At 60.1% G+C, this 21,740-nt stretch carries 24 protein-coding genes and 1 riboswitch; of the genes, 5 read left to right on the forward strand and 19 right to left on the reverse strand.

Translation table 11 applies throughout. The annotated features are described in order from the left end of the window. Positions 1 to 553 precede the first annotated feature (553 nt). The 3 genes from MMG91_RS09100 (at position 554) to MMG91_RS09110 (ending at position 2,955) form a co-directional block, all read left to right on the forward strand. Positions 554 to 778 carry a hypothetical protein gene (locus MMG91_RS09100; RefSeq protein WP_007898912.1) on the forward strand — a complete coding sequence of 75 codons (225 nt, stop codon included), beginning with the start codon at positions 554 to 556 and terminating at the stop codon, positions 776 to 778. Positions 779 to 1,053: 275 nt separating this feature from the next. Further along, complete coding sequence (locus tag MMG91_RS09105; protein ID WP_038979731.1) at positions 1,054 to 1,536, forward strand: hypothetical protein; 483 nt, start codon at positions 1,054 to 1,056, stop codon at positions 1,534 to 1,536. A 147-nt stretch (positions 1,537 to 1,683) separates the two neighbouring features. Beyond that, positions 1,684 to 2,955 carry an outer membrane protein transport protein gene (locus MMG91_RS09110; protein WP_310659384.1) on the forward strand — a complete coding sequence of 424 codons (1,272 nt, stop codon included), beginning with the start codon at positions 1,684 to 1,686 and terminating at the stop codon, positions 2,953 to 2,955. Positions 2,956 to 3,044: 89 nt separating this feature from the next. Here MMG91_RS09110 and MMG91_RS09115 read toward each other — a convergent pair whose 3' ends face one another. The 14 genes from MMG91_RS09115 to cobO are packed head-to-tail and all read right to left on the reverse strand — an operon-like array spanning position 3,045 to position 14,349. Further along, a complete protein-coding gene (locus tag MMG91_RS09115; RefSeq protein WP_305505416.1) occupies positions 3,045 to 3,596 on the reverse strand; it encodes a glutathione peroxidase in 552 nt (183 codons plus the stop codon). A 56-nt stretch (positions 3,597 to 3,652) separates the two neighbouring features. Then, entirely contained in the window at positions 3,653 to 3,775 is a 123-nt protein-coding gene (locus tag MMG91_RS09120) for a hypothetical protein (RefSeq protein ID WP_305448839.1), read from the reverse strand. Further along, positions 3,772 to 4,980, reverse strand: coding sequence for an MFS transporter (locus MMG91_RS09125; protein ID WP_310659385.1), 1,209 nt, complete (start codon positions 4,978 to 4,980; stop codon positions 3,772 to 3,774). Before MMG91_RS09125 ends, MMG91_RS09120 begins: the two co-directional genes overlap by 4 nt. 52 nt (positions 4,981 to 5,032) lie before the next feature. Next, the gene (locus MMG91_RS09130; RefSeq protein ID WP_048394362.1) at positions 5,033 to 5,437 is read right to left on the reverse strand and encodes a MarR family winged helix-turn-helix transcriptional regulator; all 405 of its coding nucleotides are present in this window, start codon (positions 5,435 to 5,437) and stop codon (positions 5,033 to 5,035) included. A gap of 50 nt (positions 5,438 to 5,487) precedes the next feature. Beyond that, positions 5,488 to 6,225: an adenosylcobinamide-GDP ribazoletransferase gene (locus MMG91_RS09135; protein ID WP_310659386.1), complete on the reverse strand. Its 738-nt coding sequence runs from the start codon at positions 6,223 to 6,225 to the stop codon at positions 5,488 to 5,490. Between the two features lie 2 nt (positions 6,226 to 6,227). Next, on the reverse strand, positions 6,228 to 6,803 hold the full coding sequence (gene cobC, locus MMG91_RS09140) for an alpha-ribazole phosphatase family protein (protein ID WP_310659387.1): 576 nt from the start codon (positions 6,801 to 6,803) through the stop codon (positions 6,228 to 6,230). Further along, entirely contained in the window at positions 6,800 to 7,855 is a 1,056-nt protein-coding gene (gene cobT / locus MMG91_RS09145; protein ID WP_310659388.1) for a nicotinate-nucleotide--dimethylbenzimidazole phosphoribosyltransferase, read from the reverse strand. Before cobT ends, cobC begins: the two co-directional genes overlap by 4 nt. Then, the gene (cobU, locus tag MMG91_RS09150; protein ID WP_305448835.1) at positions 7,852 to 8,373 is read right to left on the reverse strand and encodes a bifunctional adenosylcobinamide kinase/adenosylcobinamide-phosphate guanylyltransferase; all 522 of its coding nucleotides are present in this window, start codon (positions 8,371 to 8,373) and stop codon (positions 7,852 to 7,854) included. Before cobU ends, cobT begins: the two co-directional genes overlap by 4 nt. Before the next feature lie 57 nt (positions 8,374 to 8,430). Continuing rightward, a complete protein-coding gene (locus tag MMG91_RS09155) occupies positions 8,431 to 9,882 on the reverse strand; it encodes a cobyric acid synthase (RefSeq protein ID WP_310659389.1) in 1,452 nt (483 codons plus the stop codon). Continuing rightward, positions 9,879 to 10,871 (reverse strand): threonine-phosphate decarboxylase CobD, encoded by a 993-nt coding sequence (gene cobD, locus MMG91_RS09160; RefSeq protein WP_310659390.1) that lies wholly within the window; start codon positions 10,869 to 10,871, stop codon positions 9,879 to 9,881. The genes MMG91_RS09155 and cobD overlap by 4 nt, the downstream gene beginning before the upstream one ends. After that, positions 10,864 to 11,772: an adenosylcobinamide-phosphate synthase CbiB gene (cbiB, locus tag MMG91_RS09165; protein ID WP_310659391.1), complete on the reverse strand. Its 909-nt coding sequence runs from the start codon at positions 11,770 to 11,772 to the stop codon at positions 10,864 to 10,866. The genes cobD and cbiB overlap by 8 nt, the downstream gene beginning before the upstream one ends. Next, positions 11,769 to 12,419, reverse strand: a complete 651-nt coding sequence (gene bluB / locus MMG91_RS09170; protein ID WP_310659392.1) for a 5,6-dimethylbenzimidazole synthase — start codon at positions 12,417 to 12,419, stop codon at positions 11,769 to 11,771. Before bluB ends, cbiB begins: the two co-directional genes overlap by 4 nt. Continuing rightward, entirely contained in the window at positions 12,416 to 13,741 is a 1,326-nt protein-coding gene (locus MMG91_RS09175; protein WP_310659393.1) for a cobyrinate a,c-diamide synthase, read from the reverse strand. The genes bluB and MMG91_RS09175 overlap by 4 nt, the downstream gene beginning before the upstream one ends. Next, positions 13,738 to 14,349, reverse strand: a complete 612-nt coding sequence (cobO, locus tag MMG91_RS09180; RefSeq protein WP_305448829.1) for a cob(I)yrinic acid a,c-diamide adenosyltransferase — start codon at positions 14,347 to 14,349, stop codon at positions 13,738 to 13,740. The genes MMG91_RS09175 and cobO overlap by 4 nt, the downstream gene beginning before the upstream one ends. Positions 14,350 to 14,429: 80 nt before the next feature. Next, positions 14,430 to 14,665, reverse strand: a riboswitch (cobalamin riboswitch). 154 nt (positions 14,666 to 14,819) lie between these two features. Here cobO and MMG91_RS09185 point away from each other — a divergent pair. Beyond that, positions 14,820 to 15,404 (forward strand): hypothetical protein, encoded by a 585-nt coding sequence (locus MMG91_RS09185; protein ID WP_305448828.1) that lies wholly within the window; start codon positions 14,820 to 14,822, stop codon positions 15,402 to 15,404. A 68-nt stretch (positions 15,405 to 15,472) separates the two neighbouring features. Then, positions 15,473 to 16,780 (forward strand): sorbosone dehydrogenase family protein, encoded by a 1,308-nt coding sequence (locus MMG91_RS09190; RefSeq protein WP_310659394.1) that lies wholly within the window; start codon positions 15,473 to 15,475, stop codon positions 16,778 to 16,780. Positions 16,781 to 16,931: 151 nt separating this feature from the next. Here the strand turns inward: MMG91_RS09190 and MMG91_RS09195 are convergent, their stop codons facing one another. The 5 genes from MMG91_RS09195 to MMG91_RS09215 form a co-directional block, all read right to left on the reverse strand. Beyond that, on the reverse strand, positions 16,932 to 17,468 hold the full coding sequence (locus tag MMG91_RS09195) for a C40 family peptidase (RefSeq protein ID WP_038979712.1): 537 nt from the start codon (positions 17,466 to 17,468) through the stop codon (positions 16,932 to 16,934). A 165-nt stretch (positions 17,469 to 17,633) separates the two neighbouring features. Then, a complete protein-coding gene (locus MMG91_RS09200; protein WP_305448826.1) occupies positions 17,634 to 18,287 on the reverse strand; it encodes a C40 family peptidase in 654 nt (217 codons plus the stop codon). A gap of 227 nt (positions 18,288 to 18,514) precedes the next feature. Further along, positions 18,515 to 19,219 carry a DnaA regulatory inactivator Hda gene (gene hda / locus MMG91_RS09205; RefSeq protein WP_007898944.1) on the reverse strand — a complete coding sequence of 235 codons (705 nt, stop codon included), beginning with the start codon at positions 19,217 to 19,219 and terminating at the stop codon, positions 18,515 to 18,517. A gap of 227 nt (positions 19,220 to 19,446) precedes the next feature. Next, the gene (locus tag MMG91_RS09210) at positions 19,447 to 20,520 is read right to left on the reverse strand and encodes an AI-2E family transporter (protein WP_305448825.1); all 1,074 of its coding nucleotides are present in this window, start codon (positions 20,518 to 20,520) and stop codon (positions 19,447 to 19,449) included. A 30-nt stretch (positions 20,521 to 20,550) separates the two neighbouring features. After that, positions 20,551 to 21,609, reverse strand: coding sequence for a DUF2066 domain-containing protein (locus MMG91_RS09215; protein WP_310659395.1), 1,059 nt, complete (start codon positions 21,607 to 21,609; stop codon positions 20,551 to 20,553). Positions 21,610 to 21,740 lie beyond the last annotated feature (131 nt).

Below are 21,740 nucleotides of genomic sequence, written 5' to 3' on the forward strand. Positions count from 1 at the left end.
GGGTTCTGGGCTATTACGGGGCGCAGGGTCTGCCGAAGGGCTCTTCCAATCGATCAGCCGGGTCTGGACGGCAGGCACTCCAGCGATCTTTTTTGCGAACAGACTTCCCTTCGGCCATTCAATCCGTTAGTATCCGCGGCGTTAGTACCAAGCTGAAAGTCAATTCTGGTCGAACAAATCCCCCGGTCAGCCTTCCCTAAGAGAAGCCTCCACCGACAAAACGGGATCGACCACCTCGATGGTTTCCAGGTAAATCTTGCACCAACACAGCCTTTGAATCGAAAGCAAAGGGTGTTGCCAAGCTCACTTACTCTGACCGAACCAGCCTGCAAATTGATCAGGATCTTCACCCCGGGCCCAGAACCTTTGCCCTTGATGTGTTGCCTGCCCTCCTAAGTACCTACCTGCCAGCCCAAGCGCGCCAATTTATCAGCGCTTCAAACTGGCTGCTTTGTTCCAGTCGGGTTCTTCGTTCGACCAATGGTGGTCGTCGTCACTGGAACGTTTTAACTTTGCACGGTTCTTATCCGTGTCGCTTGTAGGAACACCAATTATGTCCACTCAAATCCACACTCAGGATGCCATTCGCACCCTAACCAACGCTTTTGCTCCAATGAACTGCCTGATTATGGCCGCTCGCAAAGGCTGCTTCAGCTTCACTCTGGTCAACGAACACGGTATCGCTCGTCACAGCGAACGCCTGTACCCTGATCAATACTCCAGCGCAGAACCGCTGCAGGCTGTGATCGAGCGTACTCGCCAGGCACTGGTTGCCTGAGACGCCAGAAAGGCTGAAAACCTCAAAAGCCCTGCTGAAAAGCGGGGCTTTTTATTGCCCGATATTTCTCATTTCGTGGCCTACGGCTAAGCACCAACCGATATAACGGTTATAACTCGAAGCCGGAAATATTTTAAAAACAGTCCTTTACAGCAAAATAATGACACTACACTTCAACTCAAGCGGCTTGATCCGCTTCCGGCGAGCCTGAATCGATCCATTGCTGCCAAGGCCCCCTTCAGGTATCGCCGACCACTTCAGGTTTCGAGGGCTTTATGGGAATCGCTGCCAGCGAACTGTGTCGTTATGTGATCCGTCCGACGTTGATCTACCTCGGACGCCATAGCGCAACTGCCGAATCCCTGCTGCTGGGCATTGCCGCCAGTCAGTCAGCCCTTGGGTCAGCCCTGCATGACCGCCGTGGACACGGCCTGTACCGAATCGCCGAACCCCGCCACCAGGCCTTATGGGATCACTATCTGGCCCTGGACCCGGATCGGGCAAGTCTGGTCCGCGGCCTCGCCAGCCAGCATGCTTTTCTCAGTGGGCCGCACCTGGAATTGACCGTCAACCTACGTTACGCCACCGCCATCGCCTGGCTGCTGGTGGAAGAACAGAACACCCCCCTCCCCGCCTCCGATGATCTACTGGGAATGGCCCGAATCTGGCGCCAGACTTTCCAGCCCCAAGGTCGTCTGCGAGATTTCACCTACGCCTGGCAAACCTGTGTTTCATCATTGAATCAGGTCGCCTGCTGACCCACCCGTTTCCGAAAGATCGCACAACATGTCGCGATTTTGGTCGGATTGTCCTACAAAACCGCTCTAAATCAAGCGTTACAGGCTATAGCGCCCAGACGAAAATGTTGGTAATTTTCGCCCCGGTGATCACCAAGAGTTCTAATAATGAAAAAAGTAATGCTCAAAACAACCCTTAGCTTTGCCGTTGCCTTGGCATCCACCCAGATCTTCGCAAGTGGCTTTGCCCTCAACGAACAAAGCATCAGTGGGATGGGCACAGGTTTTGCCGGGCGATCTTCCTCTGCCGACGACGCAAGCACCATTTTTGGCAACCCTGCCGGTATATCTCGCCTCAAGCGCGAACAAGTGACCGGCGGCGCTGCACTGCTCGACGCACGCACTGACATCAGCGACGCCAGTTCCAGCCCGAACAGCGGCAGCAACGATGGCGACATGGTTCCCCTCGTTGCCGTACCAATGGGCTACTACGTCAAGCCAATCGATGAACATTGGGCATTCGGCATTGGCATGTATGCCCCGTTCGGTCTGGTGACCGACTACGAGAACGGCTTTGCTGGCCGTTACTTCGGCAGCAAGAGCGAAGTAAAAGTCATCACTTTGCAACCGACGGTCAGCTACGCCTTCAACGACAAGGTATCGATCGGCTTCGGCCCGACCATCAACCGTATCGAGGGCACCCTGGAATCGAATCTGTCGATTACCCAGGCCGCGCCGGACGGCAAGGTCAAGATCAAGGGTGACGACACCGCGCTGGGCTACAACATCGGCGTGCTGGTTCAAGCCACCGACAGCACGCGCGTCGGTCTGACCTATCACTCGAAAGTGAAGTACAAGCTCGAAGGCGACACCAAGGTCGATTACAACGTCCTCGCGGCCGTGGGCCAGAGCCCAAACCAGAAGTACGATGCTTCGCTGGACCTGACCACGCCTGAGTCGGTGGATTTCTCGGTCACTCATGAGCTGAACGACAAGTGGACCCTCTATGCAGGCAGCACCTGGACTCGCTGGAGCCGCCTGAAAGAAATCACCGTCGAAAACAAAGGTGTTCCGACCATCCTGAATGGCCAATTCGGCACCATCACCGAAGAGCAGAACTGGCACGACACCTGGGCTCACGCCATCGGCGCGTCCTACCAGTTGAACAAGCAATGGGTACTGCGTACCGGTCTGTCCATTGACCAGGCACCGACCAACAACGTCGATCGTTCCCCACGCATCCCGACAGGCGATCGCAAGATTTTCAGTCTGGGCGCCGGCTGGAGCCCGACCGACGACCTGACCATCGACGTGGCGTACTCGTACCTGCATGAAGAGTCGGTCAAGATCAACAACAGCAACAACCGTGGCCAGACCTACAACGCCAAGTATGAAAACCGGGCGAACGGTTTCGGTGTCGGCGCGACCTACCGTTTCTGATGATTCACGGCGAACTTGAATCACTCGCCGCCTGAATTGAAAAAGCCCCGCACTCTTGTACAGAGGCGGGGCTTTTTAGTGGCCGTCGATCAGAGTTTCGAGGCCAGGGCTTTCTCCACCGCCTCGATGAATTCGGGATTATCCGGTTTGGTCAGGCTGGAGAAATTGGCGACCACCTTGCCTTGGCGATCGACCACATACTTGTAGAAATTCCACTTTGGCGCACTGCTTTGTTCAGCAAGGACCTTGAACAAATGCGTTGCGTCATTACCGCGGACTTTCTGCGGCTCGGTCATGGTAAAGGTCACGCCGTAGTTCACGTAACAGACCTTGGCAGTCTCTGCGCCATCTTTGGACTCTTGCTTGAAGTCATTGGACGGAACACCGACCACCTCAAGCCCTTGATCCTTGTAACGCTGATACAACGCCTCAAGGCCTTTGAACTGCGGGGCGAAACCACAGAAGCTCGCGGTATTGACCACCACCAGCGGCTTGCCGGCGAAGCGCTGGCACAGATCGATGGATTCCTTGGCACGCAGCTTGGGCAATGAGCCTTGTAGCAACTCCGGGCATTCCGCCGCCTGGGCCAACCCGGTAAAAGCCATCAACAACGCGGGAACTGCAAGCCAGCGCATCAGCATGTCAGTGCATCCTTGAACAATCGTCAGGAAACGAAATTACTCGCCTTCACCGCTCGCTAGCAAGCACCCATACCCAGCTGCATCAATGCCAGGCCACCCTGATGCCAGCCCCACCAAGCCACAGCCAGCAGCAGTACGCCGATGGCGATTACAGCCATCCGCGGCCAGAGACTGTTCATGCGGCACTCATCCGGGTTTGCAGACGCGCCACCGGCTGCTCGCGCACCGGCCAGTTCAGGGCTGCAGCCACCAGACTCAAGAGAATCGCCATCTGCCAGATCAAGTCGTAACTCCCGGTTCGGTCATACACCACCCCGCCCAACCAGCCGCCGAGGAACGAGCCAAGCTGATGGAAGAGGAAAACGATCCCACCGAGCATGGACAAATTTCGTACACCGAACAAGGTTGCCACCGTGCCGTTGGTCAAGGGCACCGTCGACAACCAGAGAAAGCCCATGGCCATGCCGAACAAATAAGCCGTGACCTGAGTGACCGGCGCCCAGAGGAACAGCACAATAACTACCGCCCGCAACAGATACAGACCGGTGAGCAAACGCGGCTTGGACATCCGTCCGCCAAGCCAGCCCGCGGTATAAGTACCGAAGATATTGAACAGCCCGATCAGCGCCAACACCGTGGTGCCGACGGAGGCCGGCAAGTGTTGGTCCACCAGATAGGCCGGCAAATGCACGCCGATGAACACCACCTGAAAACCGCAGACAAAAAAGCCGAACGCCAACAGCCAGAATCCTGAATGGGAACAGGCTTCGCGCAGCGCTTCAGAGAGGGTTTGCTCGTGCCCGAGAACCGGCAGCGGCTTGTCTTTGAGCATGCTCACCAGCGGCACGATCAACGCCACGATCAGACCCAACACCAGCAATGCCGCAGACCAGCCAAGCCAGCCGATCAGCCCCAGCGTGCCGGGCAACATGGCGAATTGACCGAAAGAACCGGCGGCGCTGGCGATACCCATGCCCATGCTGCGTTTTTCCGGTGGCACGGCACGGCCGACCACGCCGAGGATCACCGAGAACGAAGTGCCGGACAGACCGATACCAATCAACAAGCCGGCGCTCAAGGACAAGGTCACCGCCGAATCGGACAGCCCCATGAACACCAGACCCAACGCGTACAGAACACCACCGATCAACACCACTTTCGCGGCGCCAAAGCGGTCGGCCAGTGCGCCGGTGAATGGCTGCGCCAGGCCCCAGATCAGGTTCTGCAAAGCAATGGCGAAGGCAAACACTTCGCGGCCCCAGCCGAACTCGGCACTCATGGGCGCCAGAAACAGCCCGAAGCCGTGGCGCACACCCAGGGACAACGCCAGAATCAGCGCACTTCCCAACAGCACCCAACCGCATGTACGCCACATTGATGTCATTCTTGTTCTCCGGTAGCGGGTATATACCCGCTTAAGATCGAACAAACTGGCCTCAAGCCAGTTCGTCCAGCAATTTCAGCAAGGTTTCACGCTTCTCGGCACCCAGACGGTCGATCAACCGCTGTTGCGCCGCTTCCCAGGCCGGCAAGGCCGCTGCCAAACGTTCGCGCCCAGTCTCGGTGAGCAGGACGATGCGATTGCGCATGTCCTCGCCCTCGACCAGCGTCACCAGGCCTTCACCCTCCAGCACTCGCAGATTGCGCCCGAGGGTACTGCGATCCAGGCCCATGGCTTCGGCCAGAGATGAGATGCTCGGCTGATCCAGACGCTGCAGATTGCACAGCAGAGAATACTGGGCAACGTTGATCCCGAAGCCGTCGAGGGCGCCGTCGTAATGCCTGCTGACGCCACGAGCGGCGCGACGCAGATTAGTGCACAAACATTGAGAAGGAAGCATAGTGCGTGTATATACCCGCGGTTAAATGAAAGCAAATTTTTTGACACATATTACCGTAGGAGCAAGGCTTGCCCCACCAGCACCGCCACCTCCAACAATTCCAGCAAAGCCCCCGCTGTATCACCCGTTGTCCCGCCCAATCGCCGCACCATCACTTGCCGCAACCAGACAAACAGCACTGTCGCCAGTGCAAGCGCCCATACAGCGCCGAGTCCAGCCATCAGCACACAAGCCACCGCACTGATCACCAACACCTGCTTCCCGGCCAAACGCGGTAGATGATCGGCCAACGCCTGCCCCAATCCACCCGGACGCACATAAGGCGTGGTGAGGAACAACCCCAGTAACGCGCTGCGGCTAATCAGTGGAACGATGATCAGGACCACGCTGTGCTGCTGCTCGATCAACGCCAGCAACGCGGCGAACTTGATCAGCAACACCAGCACCAGCGTCACCACGGCGATCGGCCCGCTGCGCGGGTCTTTCATGATCGTCAGAGTTCGTTCGCGGTCGCCATACCCCCCGAGCCACGCATCGGCGCTATCGGCCAGGCCATCCAGGTGCAACGCGCCGCTGAGCACGACCCAAACACTCAGCAGCAGTGCCGCGTGAAGCAATAATGGCGTGCCCAGCAATAGCCCGTTCAGCCCCCACAGAATCGCGCCGAACAGCAAACCGACCAGCGGATAAAACAGCAGCGACCGGCCCAATTCCTCGGGCGTCGGCATACCCGGCAGGCGAATCGGCAGGCTGCTCAAAAATTGCAGGGCGATCCAGAACGGCAACATGGTCAGATCGCTTCCCTTAACAAGACACCGGATTCGACCGACAGCGAGAACAGCGCGCCATGGCCGACTTCAACGTTGAGCAACTGCTCACGCGGCAATCCGCGCGCTTGAGCCAGCAACAAACGCATGACGCCGCCATGGCTGATCAGCAAGATCCGCTCACCCGCATAGGCCGCGTGCAGCCGTTCGATGGCCGCCAACACCCGCGTTGAAAAGTCCGCCACCGGCTCACCCTCAGGCGGCGTGAACGAATAAGGATCAGCCCAGAACAAGCCCAACGCCTCGGCGCAGGTTTCCATCAGCGCCGCCGCGCTCTGCCCTTCCCAGTTGCCGAAGTGCAGCTCTTGCAGATCCTTATCCAGCTGCACCGGCAAACCCAGTTGCGCCCCAAGCTCTTGCGCAAAACTCGCGCAACGCTGCAACGGCGAACTGACCAGTCGATCCCAGGGCCCCTGCTCGACCACCGCGGCGCGCATTTGCTCCCAGCCCTTGCCGGTCAGCGCATCGTCGAGGCTGCCGCGCAAACCGCCGCCGAGTTCGGTTTCGCCATGGCGCAACAGGTCCAGGCGCAAGGTCATGCCGGGCGATCCGCCACCGCGGCTTCGGCGAATGTCGCCATCTGCCCGTGCAGGTCGCAGGCCAGACGCAGCAATGGCACGGCCAATGCCGCACCGCTGCCCTCGCCCAGTCGCAGGCCAAGATCCAGCAACGGTTCGGCCTTCAGGGTTTCGAGTACATGGCGATGGCCTGGCTCGGCGCCGCGATGGCCGAACAGCAACCACTCACGACAAGCCGGATTCAAACGCACCGCCACCAGTGCGGCGACGCTGCAAATAAATCCGTCAACCAACACCGCGACGCCTTCCTGAGCACAGGCCAGGTACGCGCCGACCAGCGCAGCGATTTCGAAACCGCCGAGGTTGAGCAAAGTTTGCAGCGCATCGCCACGCTGAACACTGTGCAACGTCAAAGCACGTTCGATGACCCGGGCTTTATGGCTGACACCCGCCGCGTTCAATCCGGTACCCGGCCCGGCCAGATGCACTACCGGGCAATCGAGCAAGGCACAGGCCAACGCGCTGGCCGCGGTGGTGTTGCCGATGCCCATTTCGCCGCCGATGAACAACTGCGCGCCTGCCGCGATGGCGCGCTGCACACTGTCGCGGCCGGCCTGCAAGGCGAGCTCGCCCTGGGCCTGGGTCATCGCCGCCCCCTGAACAAAATTCGCCGTACCCGGGCCGATATTCAGGTGACGTACACCCGGCAGATTCAACGACGGCGTGACGGTGCCGAGGTCGACCACTTCCAGGGACGCACCCAACTGCCGCGCCAACACGCTGATCGACGCGCCGCCGCTGACAAAGTTGTGCAGCATCTGCCCGGTGACTTCCTGCGGAAACGCCGACACGCCTTCAGCAACCACACCATGGTCACCGGCAAAAATCGCGATCCACAACTGATCGAGCGTCGGCTTGACCTGCCCCTGCAACCCGGCCAGTTGCACCGCCACCGATTCGAGCCGACCGAGCGAGCCGGCAGGCTTGGTCAGTTGCTGTTGACGCGCCTGCGCCTGTTCGACCGCTTGCGCGTCGATTGGCTTGCACGGGTTCAGCCACCAGGAGTGAGTCATAACGCAGTTCCTTTCAAAGTCAGGGGCAGGCCGGCGACGGTCAGGACGACTCGCTGACAGCGCTCGGCCAAGGCTTGATGCAACCAACCGGCTTCATCGACATAGCGGCGAGTCAACTCGCCCAGCGGCACGACACCCATGCCGGTCTCGTTGCTGACAAAAATGATTTCACCTGGCAATGACGCCAGGCAGTCCAGCAGGGCTTCGCGTTCGGCCGAGAGACGCTCGGCGTTATCGAGCATCAGCAGGTTGGTCAGCCACAGCGTCAGGCAATCCACCAGCAAGCAACGATCGGCACTGGCGCTTTCGCGCAGCACGCGTGCCAGTTCCAGCGGTTCTTCGATCAACGCCCACTCGGCCGGACGGCGGGCGCGGTGATGGGCTACCCGTTCGTTCATTTCACCGTCCAGGGGTTGGCTGGTGGCGATGTAGGTGACGTGAAGCTGACTGTCTGTCGCCAGTTTTTCAGCCAGGCGACTTTTGCCGGAGCGGGCGCCGCCGAGGATCAGTTGCAGCATGGTTTATTCCTTAAGATGTGCGGTGAGGCGACTCCAGTCTTCGCGAGCACACTCCCCTTAAAAACCACAGAGCTCCCGCAACAGCCCGGTATCCAAATGCTTCTCCACCAGATCCGCCAGCCGTTCAATATCGCGCTCTCGCAAGGCGTGGTAATCCACTTCCTGCACATCCCGCAACCCAGCCCAACGCAACAGTGCACCGCACGCCGCCGGTGACTCGAACAGGCCATGCAGATACGTGCCGAAAATCTGCCCATCAACACTTTGCGCGCCATCGCAGCGACCATCGTCGAGCTGCACCGCGGCGTTTTCCAGCGCCGGCCCGGTGGTCACGCCGGCATGAATTTCATAGCCGCTGACCTGCGCATCTTCCAGCGCCAGACGCCCACGCACATTGCGCAACTGCTTCTCTTCTTCGAGCTGCGTTTCGAACGCCAGCAGGCCCAAACCGGCACTGGAACCCGGCGCGCCTTCGAGGCCCAGCGGATCGTGCACCTGCTCGCCGAGCATTTGCAGACCGCCGCAGATTCCAAGTACTTTTCCGCCGTAGCGCAAGTGTCGCGAGATAGCCGTATCCCAGCCGTTGGCCCGCAGGTACGCGAGGTCGCTGCGCACGCTTTTCGAGCCGGGAAGAATGATCACGTCGGCCGGCGGAATCGCCTGACCGGGGCCGATGAATTGCAGGTCCACTTGCGGATGCAGGCGCAGCGGATCGAAATCGGTGTGGTTGCTGATACGCGGCAACACCGGCACCACCACGCTGAGCACTTGATCGGCCTTGTCGGTCTGACGCTGATCGAGGCCGTCCTCGGCCTCAAGATGCAGGTCCATCACATACGGCAACACGCCGATCACCGGCTTACCGGTGCGCTCCTCCAGCCAATCGAGACCAGGTTGCAGCAAGGCGATGTCGCCGCGAAAACGGTTGATGATGAAGCCTTTGACCCGTGCCTGTTCGCTGGGCGACAGCAGCTCCAGCGTACCGACCAAATGCGCGAAAACCCCGCCGCGATTGATGTCGGCGATCAACACCACCGGGCAGTCCACCGCCTCGGCAAACCCCATGTTCGCGATGTCGCCGGCCCGCAGGTTGATCTCTGCCGGCGAGCCCGCCCCTTCGACCATCACCACCGGATATGCCGCGCTCAAACGTTCATGGGAGGCCAGCACCGCTTGCATGGCGATGGCCTTGTAGTCGTGATACGCGACCGCGTTCATGGTGGTGACTGCGCGGCCATGAATGATCACTTGGGCGCCGGTATCGCTGTTGGGCTTGAGCAGCACCGGGTTCATGTCGGTGTGCGGTTCGAGATTGGCGGCTTGAGCCTGCACCGCTTGAGCACGCCCGATCTCGCCACCGTCGGCAGTCACCGCGCTGTTGAGCGCCATGTTCTGCGGTTTGAATGGCACGACGCTCACGCCCTGGCGCGTGACCCAGCGACACAGCGCCGTCACCAGCGTGCTTTTACCGGCGTCGGACGTGGTGCCTTGCACCATCAACGTTGTCATTGCGCTTCCTTAACGTAGGCTTCAAGCGCTTGCTCGAGACGCTGCCAATCCGCTTCATCCGCCGGCAAGCCGAAACGCAGGCTGCTGTTGTGGGTGAACAACCGCAGCAGAATGCCGCGTCGGGCCATGAACTCATGCAGCGCTTCGGCTCGCTCGGTGATCAGCCACTGAAACAACGCGCAGCCGCCCTGAGGTTTGGAACCGTATTGTTCAAGCAGCAACGCCAGACGCTCGCCGGCCTCGTCAGTACGAATGCGCTGTCGGGTGTGCCCCTCCGTATCTGTCAGACACGCCTGGCCCAGCACTCGAGTGGGACCGCTGACCGCCCAAGGCCCGACCTGTTCAGCCAGCAGCTTGAGCAACTTGCGCTCAGCCAACACAAAACCCAGCCGCACACCGGCCAGGCCGAAAAACTTGCCGAAGGAGCGCAGCACGATCAAGCCGATCTGATCGGCGAACGGCGCCAGACTCAAATGCGGCGTGTTGTCCATGAACGCCTCGTCCACCACCAGCCAGCCACCGCGCTGGGCCAGCCGCGAATGCCAATCCAGCAGGCGGGCCGGGGTCAGGCTCAGGCCCGTGGGATTGTTCGGGTTGACCACCACCAGCACGTCGAGGCTGTCGAGAAAAAAATCGACTTCCTGCTCCAGCACTTCACGCACGATGTAACCGTTGCGACGCCAGGCTTCGGCGTGTTCGGCGTAACACGGCGACAGCACGCCGACCTTGCCGGCCCGGCGCAAACGCGGCAGCAACTGGATCGCCATTTGCGAACCCGCCACTGGCAACACCTGGGCCGCACCGTAATAGTCGCAGGCGGCCTGCTCCAGACCGTCATCGGTTTCCGGCAGGCGCGCCCAGGCTCGCAGCGGAATGTCCGGGACCGGAAATGGCCAGGGCGCCAGGCCACTGGACAGATCCAGCCAATCGGCCTCGGCGATGCCGTATTCAAGCGCCGCCTTGCGCAGCCGGCCACCGTGCTCAAGCATAGAATTCAGCCCCCACGCAGAGAATCAGCAGCCATAACCATACCCCGCGCTGGACTAATTGCCAGCCACGGTCGATGGAATCGGCATCCGCCGGCACGCCTTCGCCCAATGGCGGACGCTGATGCAGTTCACCGTGATAGATCGCCGCCCCGCCCAACTCGACACCCAGCGCACCGGCCCCGGCCGCCATCACCGGCCCGGCATTCGGGCTGTCCCAGGTCGAGCCCTGGGTACGCCAGCACTTCAGCGCCAGTCGGGTTTTGCCCAGCAGTGCGTAAGTCAACGCCACCAGGCGTGCAGGAATGTAGTTCAGAACATCATCGATCTTCGCCGCTGCCCAACCGAAACGTTCGAAGCGTTCGTTGCGATAACCCCACATTGCATCGAGGGTGTTGCTCAGGCGATAGAGCACCACGCCGGGCGCACCCGCCACGGCAAACCAGAACAGTGCGGCGAACACCGCATCGCTGCCGTTCTCCAGCACCGATTCGGTGGCGGCGCGGGCGACTTCGGTTTCATCCAGTTCGCTGGTCTGACGGCTGACCAGATAACCGACACGTTTGCGCGCCTCGATCAAGTCATCGCTGCGCAGGGCCTTGGCCACCGGCTCGACATGCTCGCCGAGGCTGCGCATGCCGAGGGCGCAATAGAGCACGAGAATCTCGACAATCCAACCGACATAAGGCGCCCAGGAAAGTGCGGTGCCCAGCAAGGTCAGCGGCACGACCGCCATCACCCAGGCCGTAACCCCATGACTGCGCCAGCCACGGCCACCGGAGTTGAAACGTTGCTCGATGCGATCGGCAAAACGACCGAACGCCACCAGCGGATGCCAGCGTTTGGGTTCACCCAGCAGCGCATCCAGCGCGACCGCGGCGACACTCAACAACGCCACACTCATTGACTCACTCCCCAATAATTTTCATACAGCAACTCGCTGAGTGGACGCGCCTGCGCCCAACCTTCGAGTACCAACATCGGCGCCGGATAGAATTCCTTGACCGGCCCCAGGCAAAGAACAGCCAAAGGCTTGGCCCCGGCCGGTAAGCCCAACAAGTCCGCCAGCGCTTGCGGCTCGAACAGCGACACCCAGCCCATGCCCAGGCCTTCGGCGCGGGACGCCAGCCAAAGGTTCTGGATGGCGCAGGACAACGAGGCCATGTCCATTTCCGGCAATGTACGACGGCCGAAGATATGTCGCTCGCGATCGTCCATCAGCGCGGCGACCAGCACCTCGGCGCAATCGTTGATGCCTTCGACCTTGAGCTTCATGAATTCGTCGGAGCGCTCGCCGAGGGCTTCGGCAGTGCGGATGCGTTCGTCTTCCACCAGCAGCTGGATCTTGCCGCGCAGTGCCCGGTCGCTAATGCGGATGAAACGCCAGGGCTGCATCAGGCCAACACTTGGGGCCTGATGCGCGGCTTCGAGCAGACGCCTCAGTAACTCGGGCTCAACCGAGCCGCCACTGAAGTGACGCATGTCGCGGCGCTCTGCAATCGCGCGATAAACAGCTTCGCGTTCGGCCTGGCTGAATGTGTTGTCCGTCATGGCCTGCTCGCGAAAGCGGTTTCAGGGTCAGGCGCAAACAGCGCTGCAATCGCTGTCGGATTGGACGGGAAATAAAAGTGCACATAAGAAGCCGTCATCCGCCCCTCACGATAAACCGCCTCCGCCCCTCGCCCGCCATTGGGACTCAAACCTCGAGCAATTGGCTCAAGTTCAGTGCTGGTCAACGAGTGGTGGTACGTGTGCCCACGCAGCAAACCTTCCGGCAATTCGACCGCCTGCAAGGCCAACGCGGCAAGACGCTTCTGCATCACCGCATCACCGGCCAGCAAGCCGACCAATTCAGCGCGTGTGCCCTCGACATCGGTCAGTGAATCGAGCAAATACAGCATGCCGCCACACTCGGCCAGCAACGGTTTGCCCGCCGCGTGATGAGCGCGGATCGCGGTCAGCATCGGCGTGTTTTGTGACAACGCCACATGGTGCAATTCGGGGTAACCGCCCGGCAGATAAAGACTGTCCGCCTCCGGTAACCCGCTGTCGCGGATCGGCGAGAAGAAAGACAATTCGGCGCCCATGGCCCGCAACAGATCAAGGCTCGCACCGTAGGTAAACGCGAAAGCTTCGTCCCGGGCCACGGCAATCCGCACCCCGGCCAGCAACGGTTCGGCTGCGATCATTTCAGGCGCGGCGAATTCCACGGCCGGCGGTAGAGCCACATCACAACTGCTGGCCAGTGAGTCGGCCGCCGCGTCGAGGCGCAGATCGAGATCATTCAGCTCACTGGCCTGAACCAGGCCGAGATGCCGACTCGGCAATTCGATGCCGGTCTCCCGGGACAACGCGCCGTACCAGCGCAAGCCTTCAGTCAGGCTGCCTTCGAGCAACTGCGCATGGCGCACGGTGCCGACCCGGTTGGCCAACACACCGGCAAACGGTAAATCCGGCTGATAACGCGCAAGGCCCAGGGCCAGCGCGCCAAACGTCTGCGCCATGGCGGTGCCGTCGATCACGCCGAGCACCGGCACACCGAAGTGCCGCGCCAGGTCGGCGCTGGAAGGCGTACCGTCGAACAGCCCCATGACGCCTTCGATGAGGATCAGATCGGCTTCGCCCGCGGCCTCCCACAATAGCCGCCGACTTTCCCGCGCGCCGACCATCCACATGTCGAGTTGATAAACCGGTGCACCGCTGGCGCGCTCGAGAATCATCGGGTCGAGAAAATCCGGGCCGCATTTGAACACGCGGACCTTGCGCCCCTGATTGCGATGCAAACGAGCGAGCGCGGCGGTGACGGTGGTCTTGCCCTGACCGGAGGCCGGCGCGGCAATCAGTACCGCCGGGCAATGATGTGGTTGACTCACAACTCGACGCCTTTTTGCGCTTTGATTCCGGCCTGGAAGGCGTGCTTGATCATGCCCATTTCAGTGACGGTGTCCGCCAACTCGATCATCTCCGGTTTGGCGCCACGACCGGTGACCACCACATGTTGCATCGGCGGACGAGCCTGCAAGTCGCTGAGCACCTGATCGAGATCGAGGTAGCCGTGCTTGAGGGCGATGTTCAACTCATCGAGCACTACCAGACCGATGGATGGATCACGCAGCAATTCGCGGGACACCGCCCAGGCGGCTTCAGCGGCGGCGATGTCGCGCTGGCGGTCTTGGGTTTCCCAGGTGAAGCCCTCGCCCATCACATGAAAACGCACCTGCTCCGGGAAGCGTCGGAAGAACAGCTCCTCACCGGTGCTGGTGCGCCCCTTGATGAACTGCACCACGCCGCACTGCATGCCGTGGCCCATGGCCCGGGAAAGCATGCCAAACGCCGAGCTGCTCTTGCCTTTGCCGTTGCCGGAGAGCACCAGCAGCAAACCGCATTCATTCGGGGAGTTGGCGATGCGTTCGTCGATCACCGCTTTTTTGCGCAGCATGCGCGCCAGATGGCGTTCGTCACGATCGGGAGTATCAGTCATGGGGGAGCTCTCCGTTGAGGCTGGATAACGGCGGGCAGGCACAAGAATAGACGGCAAGAAGCCTGGCATCGCCCACCGTGATGCCGTTGGATGAATCAGGCCGGTCTCCGGGCTCATGAGCGGCACCAGGGCCAACTGCGCGCCTTCCCATGTCGACAATCGACACAGTGGCTCAAGGCGCAGCTTTTACTCATTTACCGTTGCGGGGGCAGCGCCGGGATCGTGATCATTTTTCACGGGAAGAAATTCACTCACCGGCTTCCCTGTTTCACTCTGTCGACCAAGGTCACAGAGCACCTGAAACAAGCCGCGAAGGTTAGAGGGTTGGGGGTGGAGCGTCAATTAAACCCGGGGCGCCGCTGAGCGAATAACTGCCATTGATCAATTAACTGACGCCAATCTTGTGCCACACTACAAGCAGTGATATCAAAGAGCCACAACCTCACAACACAATAACAAGGGTGAGCCACATGCAAGGCATGATCATCAGCAATCCGAAGCTGGAATTCCTGCGGCCGGTGCTGGAACGCTGGTTTGACTGTATCGACCGCTTCAACGCCGTACGCGGCGATAACGATACACCTTACTGGTACGACGAAAACGCCAACCTCGGCCTGCTCTCCGCCGCAGCCTGGATGGCAGAAATGGTCACGCTGCAACAAACATCCACGCGCAAACAGACTGAAGAAGGCGAACGCAACGCCCACGCCGATCTGTTTATCGCCAGCAGCGAAGAACGCGCGTATCTCCAGGCCACCCAGCGCTGGCCACGGGTCAATAGCCTGAACCTGACTCAGGCATTGGCGGACATCACCAGTGACGCGAAGCGAATCAGCTACGCCAGCGATCTGAAACTCGGCTGCCTGTTCGTAGCGCCGCAAAAAGCTCAGCAGAGCGCTACACCGGAAGAACTTCAGGACATGGTCGACGACCTGCAAAAGGAACACAGCTGCGCCGTGGCCTGGTATTTCCCATACGCCTACCGCAAGTTGCGCAATGAAGCCGGCAACTACCATCCAGGCATCGCTGTTCTGCTCAAGGAAGCCCGCGGCTGACCGGTTGAACCATCGAGCGTCTACGCTTCTCTATGATTACGTCAATGCATTCATAGGGAAGATCAGTAATGCGCAAACCCCAGCTCGTTTTCATCATCGCGCTCGCCGGAGGGCTCGCCGCCTGTGGTGAAACCTCCAGCCTGCAAGTCTCGGATGGCACAGGCCCCTCGCCCAAACTGCCAGAACCCAATAAAACCCTGATCCCGACGGTGAACATCGCCCCGGCGATCGGCTGGCCTGAAGGCAAGAAACCTGTCGCCGCGGCAGGAACTCAAGTGGCGGCATTTGCCGAAGGCCTCGAACACCCACGTTGGCTCTACGTATTGCCCAACGGCGATGTGCTGGTGGCCGAAACCAATGCACCGGCCAAATCCGATGGCGGTATTCGTGGCTGGATCATGGGCAAAGTCATGGGCCGCGCCGGTGCTGGCGTCCCCAGCCCGAACCGCATCACCCTGCTGCGGGACAAGGACCACGACGGCGTCGCCGAAACCCGCACGGTATTCCTGGAAAACCTCAACTCGCCCTTTGGCATGACCCTGGTCGGCAATGATTTGTATGTCGCCGACACTGATCGCCTGCTGCGTTTCCACTATGAAAACGGTGAGACGGCGATCAAGTCGCAGCCGATCAAGGTGGTCGACTTGCCGGGCGGCACGCTGAATCATCACTGGACCAAAAATGTCATCGCCAGCAAGGATGGCAGCAAGCTGTACGTCACCGTGGGCTCGAACAGCAACGTCGGTGAAAACGGCATGGATCAGGAGGAAGGCCGCGCTGCGATCTGGGAAGTGGATCGCGCCACCGGCAATCATCGGATCTTCGCCTCGGGGATTCGCAATCCAAACGGTCTGGCCTGGGAGCCTCAGAGCGGCGCACTGTGGACCGCCGTCAACGAGCGTGACGAAATCGGCAGCGACCTGGTGCCGGACTACATCACGTCAGTGAAGGACGGCGGGTTCTACGGCTGGCCCTACAGCTATTACGGACAGCACGTCGACATTCGCGTCGAACCGCAAAACCCTGATCTGGTGGCCAAGGCGATTGCACCGGACTATGCGGTGGGGCCACATACTGCGTCACTGGGCCTGACGTTTGCCGAAGGCAGCAAACTGCCCGCACCGTTCACTCAAGGCGCTTTCATCGGCCAGCATGGCTCTTGGAACCGCAAACCGCACAGCGGCTATAAGGTGATTTTCGTGCCGTTCAACGCCGGCAAACCGACCGGGCAACCGGTGGATGTGCTCACTGGCTTCCTCAATGACGAGGAAAAAGCCATGGGCCGGCCGGTGGGCGTGGTGATCGATCAGCAAGGAGGCTTGCTGGTGGCGGATGATGTGGGGAACAAGGTGTGGCGCGTTTCCGCAGCCAAGTAATCAGCTCGACTGTAAGAGCGAGGCTTGCCCGCGAAGACGGCATCACAGTCAACATTGATATCGACTGACACACCGCTTTCGCGGGCAAGCCTCGCTCCTACAGTTTTCTGCGCAGCCTCAGCCTTCAAACGAGCGGTCATGACAACCTCCGCTACGGATTATGTGCCAAGTGCTCAGGTTGCAAGACGCGCTTGGCGCTCAGATAAGCTTTCTGCCAGTAAGCTTTGGACAAGCTGTCCAGCTTGACCGTGCCGCCCGTGGCTGGCGCGTGGACGAAGCGGCCTTCGCCGACGTAGATCCCGGCGTGACTGACCTGGGAGCCGCCATTGGTGGCGAAGAAAATCAGATCACCGGTTTGCAGGCCTTCCTTACCGATATTGGGGGCCTGCATGCCGATCATCTCGCGGGTGGAGCGCGGCAAGGAAATGCCTGCGACATCGCGATACACATAACCGATCAGACCGCTGCAATCGAACCCGGAATCTGGCGTGTTGCCGCCCCAGCGATAAGGCGTTCCCACCAGGCCCAACGCGCGAAACAGCACGTCTTCTGCCGCGGGGGAGAAGGCTTGGGAAGGACCAAAAACAATCGGAGCGCGGACCACCGGCGCAGGTGGCGGTGTGCGGCTGGCGCAGGCGCTGAGCAGCGCTGCGAAGAACATGAGTGCGAGGCGGGCCGACATCGTCATAAGCAGAACATCCTGATCTGGCTGCGGCTTTTTCTACCGAGAAGGCAGAAAAGAAAACCGCCTGCGCAGAACGCAGGCGGTTTGCCATCAATAATAGATCAGGATTCTAGCGGCTACACGGCAAACTTCAAGTAAGACTTTAAGTTCGCCTTACAAACTGTCCGCTTACTTGCGTGCAGTAACGATAGCCGGGGCCGTCGTCGGTGCCATCGCGAGTGCGCGCTTGGCTTCGATGAAGGTCTTGCTCCAGTAGCTGTCGCCCAGGCTATCGATCCGGACACCACCACTTTTGCGGCTGCTGGAGTGGATGAACTGGTTGTCACCCAGGTAGATCCCGGCGTGACTGACACGACCGCGACGACCATTGGTGGCGAAGAACAGCAGATCACCCGGCTTCAGGGCGCTGCGAGCAACCAGAGGAGCGTCAACGTTGATCATTTCGCGAGTGGAGCGCGGCAGGTTCATGCCGGCTTCTTCACGGAACAGATAACCGATGAAGCCGCTGCAGTCGAAGCCAGCCTCGGAGGTGCCGCCAAAACGATACCGGGTACCGATCAGGGACATGCCACGTTCGAGGATGCTGTCGGCCAGAACCGGAAGCTGGTACGACTTGCCGCCGGCGAAGTCTGCCAGTTCTTTATCGGTGGCCACGCCGTCCTGGTAAAGAGCTTCCTGGAAAAGAACGGAAGAAGATTGCGCAGTAACTGAGTTTTTAACCTGCTGTTGCTGCTCTGGCTGGGACACTGGAGAGTGAGCAGCGCAACCGAACAGCAGGGTGACGAGTGCGAGAGGCACGAGGGGTGCGAAGCGATTTAGCATGGGCACGACCGTGGCTGATAGTTTCTAAAGAAGCCGAGACTATGCCCGCTATCAACCTCATTTGCAAATTCAATCGATCTTTATGTGACTTATCGGTTTCTCGTTTACATCTAAGCGCTTAAGCCCATTTTGAACCTTTGCGCAGCCTGCCCTCTTGCAGGAAAGCGGATTTGTTGACGCCTGGAATTTGCCAAAACCCGCGTAAAATCTGAGCTTGATCAGGTTCTTTACCAGCCCAGGGTTTCTTTCAGGAACGGGATTGTCAGCTTGCGCTGAGCTTGAAGGGAGGCCTGATCGAGGCGTTCGAGCAGCTCGAAAAGCGCACTCATGCTGCGGGTGCCACGGGTCAAAATAAAATGCCCGACTTCGTCGGTCAGGTGCAGGCCACGACGGGATGCGCGCAACTGCAAGGCACGCAATTTGTCTTCGTCAGAGAGTGGGCGCATCTGGAAGATGAGTGCCAGTGTCAGCCGCGATTTGAGATCCGCCAGCTTCACCGGTAGTTCGCGCGGGGACGTCGAGGCGGCGATCAGCAGACGCCGGCCGCTGTCACGCAGACGATTGAACAGATGGAACAGCGCCTCTTCCCAATCCGCCTTGCCGGCGACCGCCTGCAAATCGTCCAGGCAGACCAGTTCGTACTGTTCGAGGTTGTCTAGGATTTCGATGCCACGGTCCAGCAACTCGGCCAACGGCAGATACACCGCCGGCTCACCCAGTTGCTCGAAGCGCAGACACGCCGCCTGCAACAAATGCGTGCGCCCTACCCCATCCTTGCCCCAGAGGTAAATCAGGCTTTCCGTCCAGCCGGCGTCGGCTTCGCAGAGCCGCTCGACATAGCCGAGTGCAGCGGCATTGGCGCCTGGGTAGTAATTGATAAAGGTAGCGTCATCACGCAGACGCACACCTAGGGGCAGCTGAATCGGTTTCATGCTGACTGAACAGTTCCAAAGGAACCGTTAGTGGCCTCTGTGTAAAGTTTGCGAAGTTTATACCCGTGAGGCTGAGCGCACAATGCGACAGACCACAAGCAAAATCAAAGGTTTGCGTTAACGTGCTGGTTTTATGACAGTTTCTTTGACGGCGCATGTGACAGCCACGCGAGGGATACGGGCAAACCTGGCACGAAACCAGACTGCCCGCTACGGGGATTAAAAGCTTACACCTCGGATTCGTCGACACCGCCGTAGATTTCTGAATCCTTGTACAAATCGTGTACGTGACGCACCAGGACCATAATCACCGCCGCCACCGGCAACGCCAGCAATATACCGGTAAAACCAAACAGTTCGCCGCCGGCCAGGATCGCGAAGATCACCGCCACCGGGTGCAGGCCGATCCGGTCACCCACCAGCAACGGCGTCAGGACCATGCCTTCCAGCGCCTGGCCGACCATGAACACCGCGACAATACCAATCATGGGATACAGATCGCCACCGAACTGGAACAGACCGGCAATCAACGCCGCGCCAATCCCGATGACGAACCCCATGTACGGCACGATCGCCGCCAACCCGGCAATCAGACCGATCAACAGCCCCAGCTCCAGCCCGACGATCATCAAGCCGGCGGCATAAATCACGCCCAGCGCCAGCATCACCAGCAACTGCCCGCGCACGAAGGCCCCGAGCACTTCATGGCATTCTCCCGCCAGGGACATGACGCGTTCTTCACGATCACGGGGCAGCAGGCTGCGGATCTTGGCCATCATCAGATCCCAGTCGCGCAGCAGGTAAAAACTCACCACCGGAATCAGCACCAGGTTGGCCAGCCACCCGATCAGCGCAAGGCCTGATGCCGTCGCCTGACTCAGCACTACGCCGACCACATCGGTGGTCTGACCCATGTGCTCGCTGAACGCCGCCTTGAGCTTGTCGAACTTCCAGAAGCCGTCCGACAACCCGATCTTCGATTGCGCCCACGGCACGGCGGTGTGCTGCAACCAGTCGAGCATTTGCGGCGCCAGTTCATACAAGCGAAACAGCTGCTTGGCGAGCATGGGCACCAACACCAACAGTAACGCGGTAACGATCAACGTGAACAAGGCGAACACCGCCACCACACCCCAGGTCCGTGACAGACCGTACTTCTCCAGCCGATCCACCAGCGGGTCGAACAGATAGGCCAGCAACAGCGCCACCAGGAATGGTGTCAGGATCGGATGCAACAGGTAAACAAACGCGCAAAGCAGGACCACCCCACCGAGCCAGAACCAACGCCGTGAATCGGCCATTTACCACTCCTGCTTCTATATAAAGAAAAACTACCAGCGAAAACGTAACTGCGGCGTCGGTACCGAGGCTGGCGCTGCGACCGGTGTCGCGCCAGCCGCCACGGGTTGAACAGACATCGCGGGGGCCGGCGCCTCACCTGCCGGAATTTCCTGCAACTTGGCCAAAGACAACTGCGCCCGCAGCTGATCGGCGCTGCCGTTGACCCGATAAAGTACGCGGTCGCCATCAACGCTTTGCAGGCGAGCACCAAAAGGTTCCAGCAAACGCCCGAGCGTCGCATAACGCTCCAGATTCATCCCCTGCACTTCCAGCAATTGCTCGCTCGATGCACCCGGTTTGGCGACAAAACGCGGCGCCAGGCGTTGGCTGACCGCCAGCATCACCGCATCGGCCAGCGCTGCGGTATCGGCGCCCTGCACGCTACCGACTTCTTTCTGATCGCCCAACCACAAACGCCACTTGGCTTGCCATTGGCCACTCTCTTCACGGGCATGCACCGCCAGCAAGGCGTCGGCATTGTAACGGTCGGATGCACCCCGCAGCGGTGCAGGGTCTGCACTTTCCAGATTCGGCGCAGTGGCGACAATCTGCTCGTTCAGGTCTGCCAGTGGCAAACGCAGCGGCAGCCCACGATGTTGCGCCGCTCGAAGCAGCGGCGTGGCACTGGCCTGGCCATCGCCGACCAGGCTCGAACCCTCAGTGGAATCGTTCAACCACCAACCGAGAATCGACGGCCGGTTGCTGCCCCACATGGCCAACCCGGCACGACGCAAGGCCTGTTCGGTGGTAGCAGGATCGAAATCGACTTTCAGCACCTGCGGCGGCCCGGCCTCATAACCGAACTGGCTGATGATCTGCTGAGGATCTTTGCGCACGGTCGCCAGACCCGGGCTCTGCGCCGCCTTGGGGTCACCGGTCAGGCGCAACACCAACGTATCCAGCGCCCGCTGAGTCGCCTGATCGCGCTCCTCCGGCGTCTGGCTGCTGACAGGCTCGCGCACTTGATAGAGTCCTTTGACGGTTTCGGCATGAGTGGTCAGGCTGACCACGGATAAACAGCCCACGAACAAGAATTTAAGAAAACGCATAAAAAGATTCCTGACGACAAGAGCGGCTGGAACAGACCGCGTGAAGATGATTGAACCAGGGGTCTGTTGACCACACGTTCAAGCAAAACATTCACCCGATCCCGGTAGTTTTCGCACTGTCATAACGATAG

Origin of the sequence: Pseudomonas sp. JL3 (assembly GCF_031570575.1) — a bacterium.
Lineage (GTDB): Bacteria > Pseudomonadota > Gammaproteobacteria > Pseudomonadales > Pseudomonadaceae > Aquipseudomonas > Aquipseudomonas cucumis.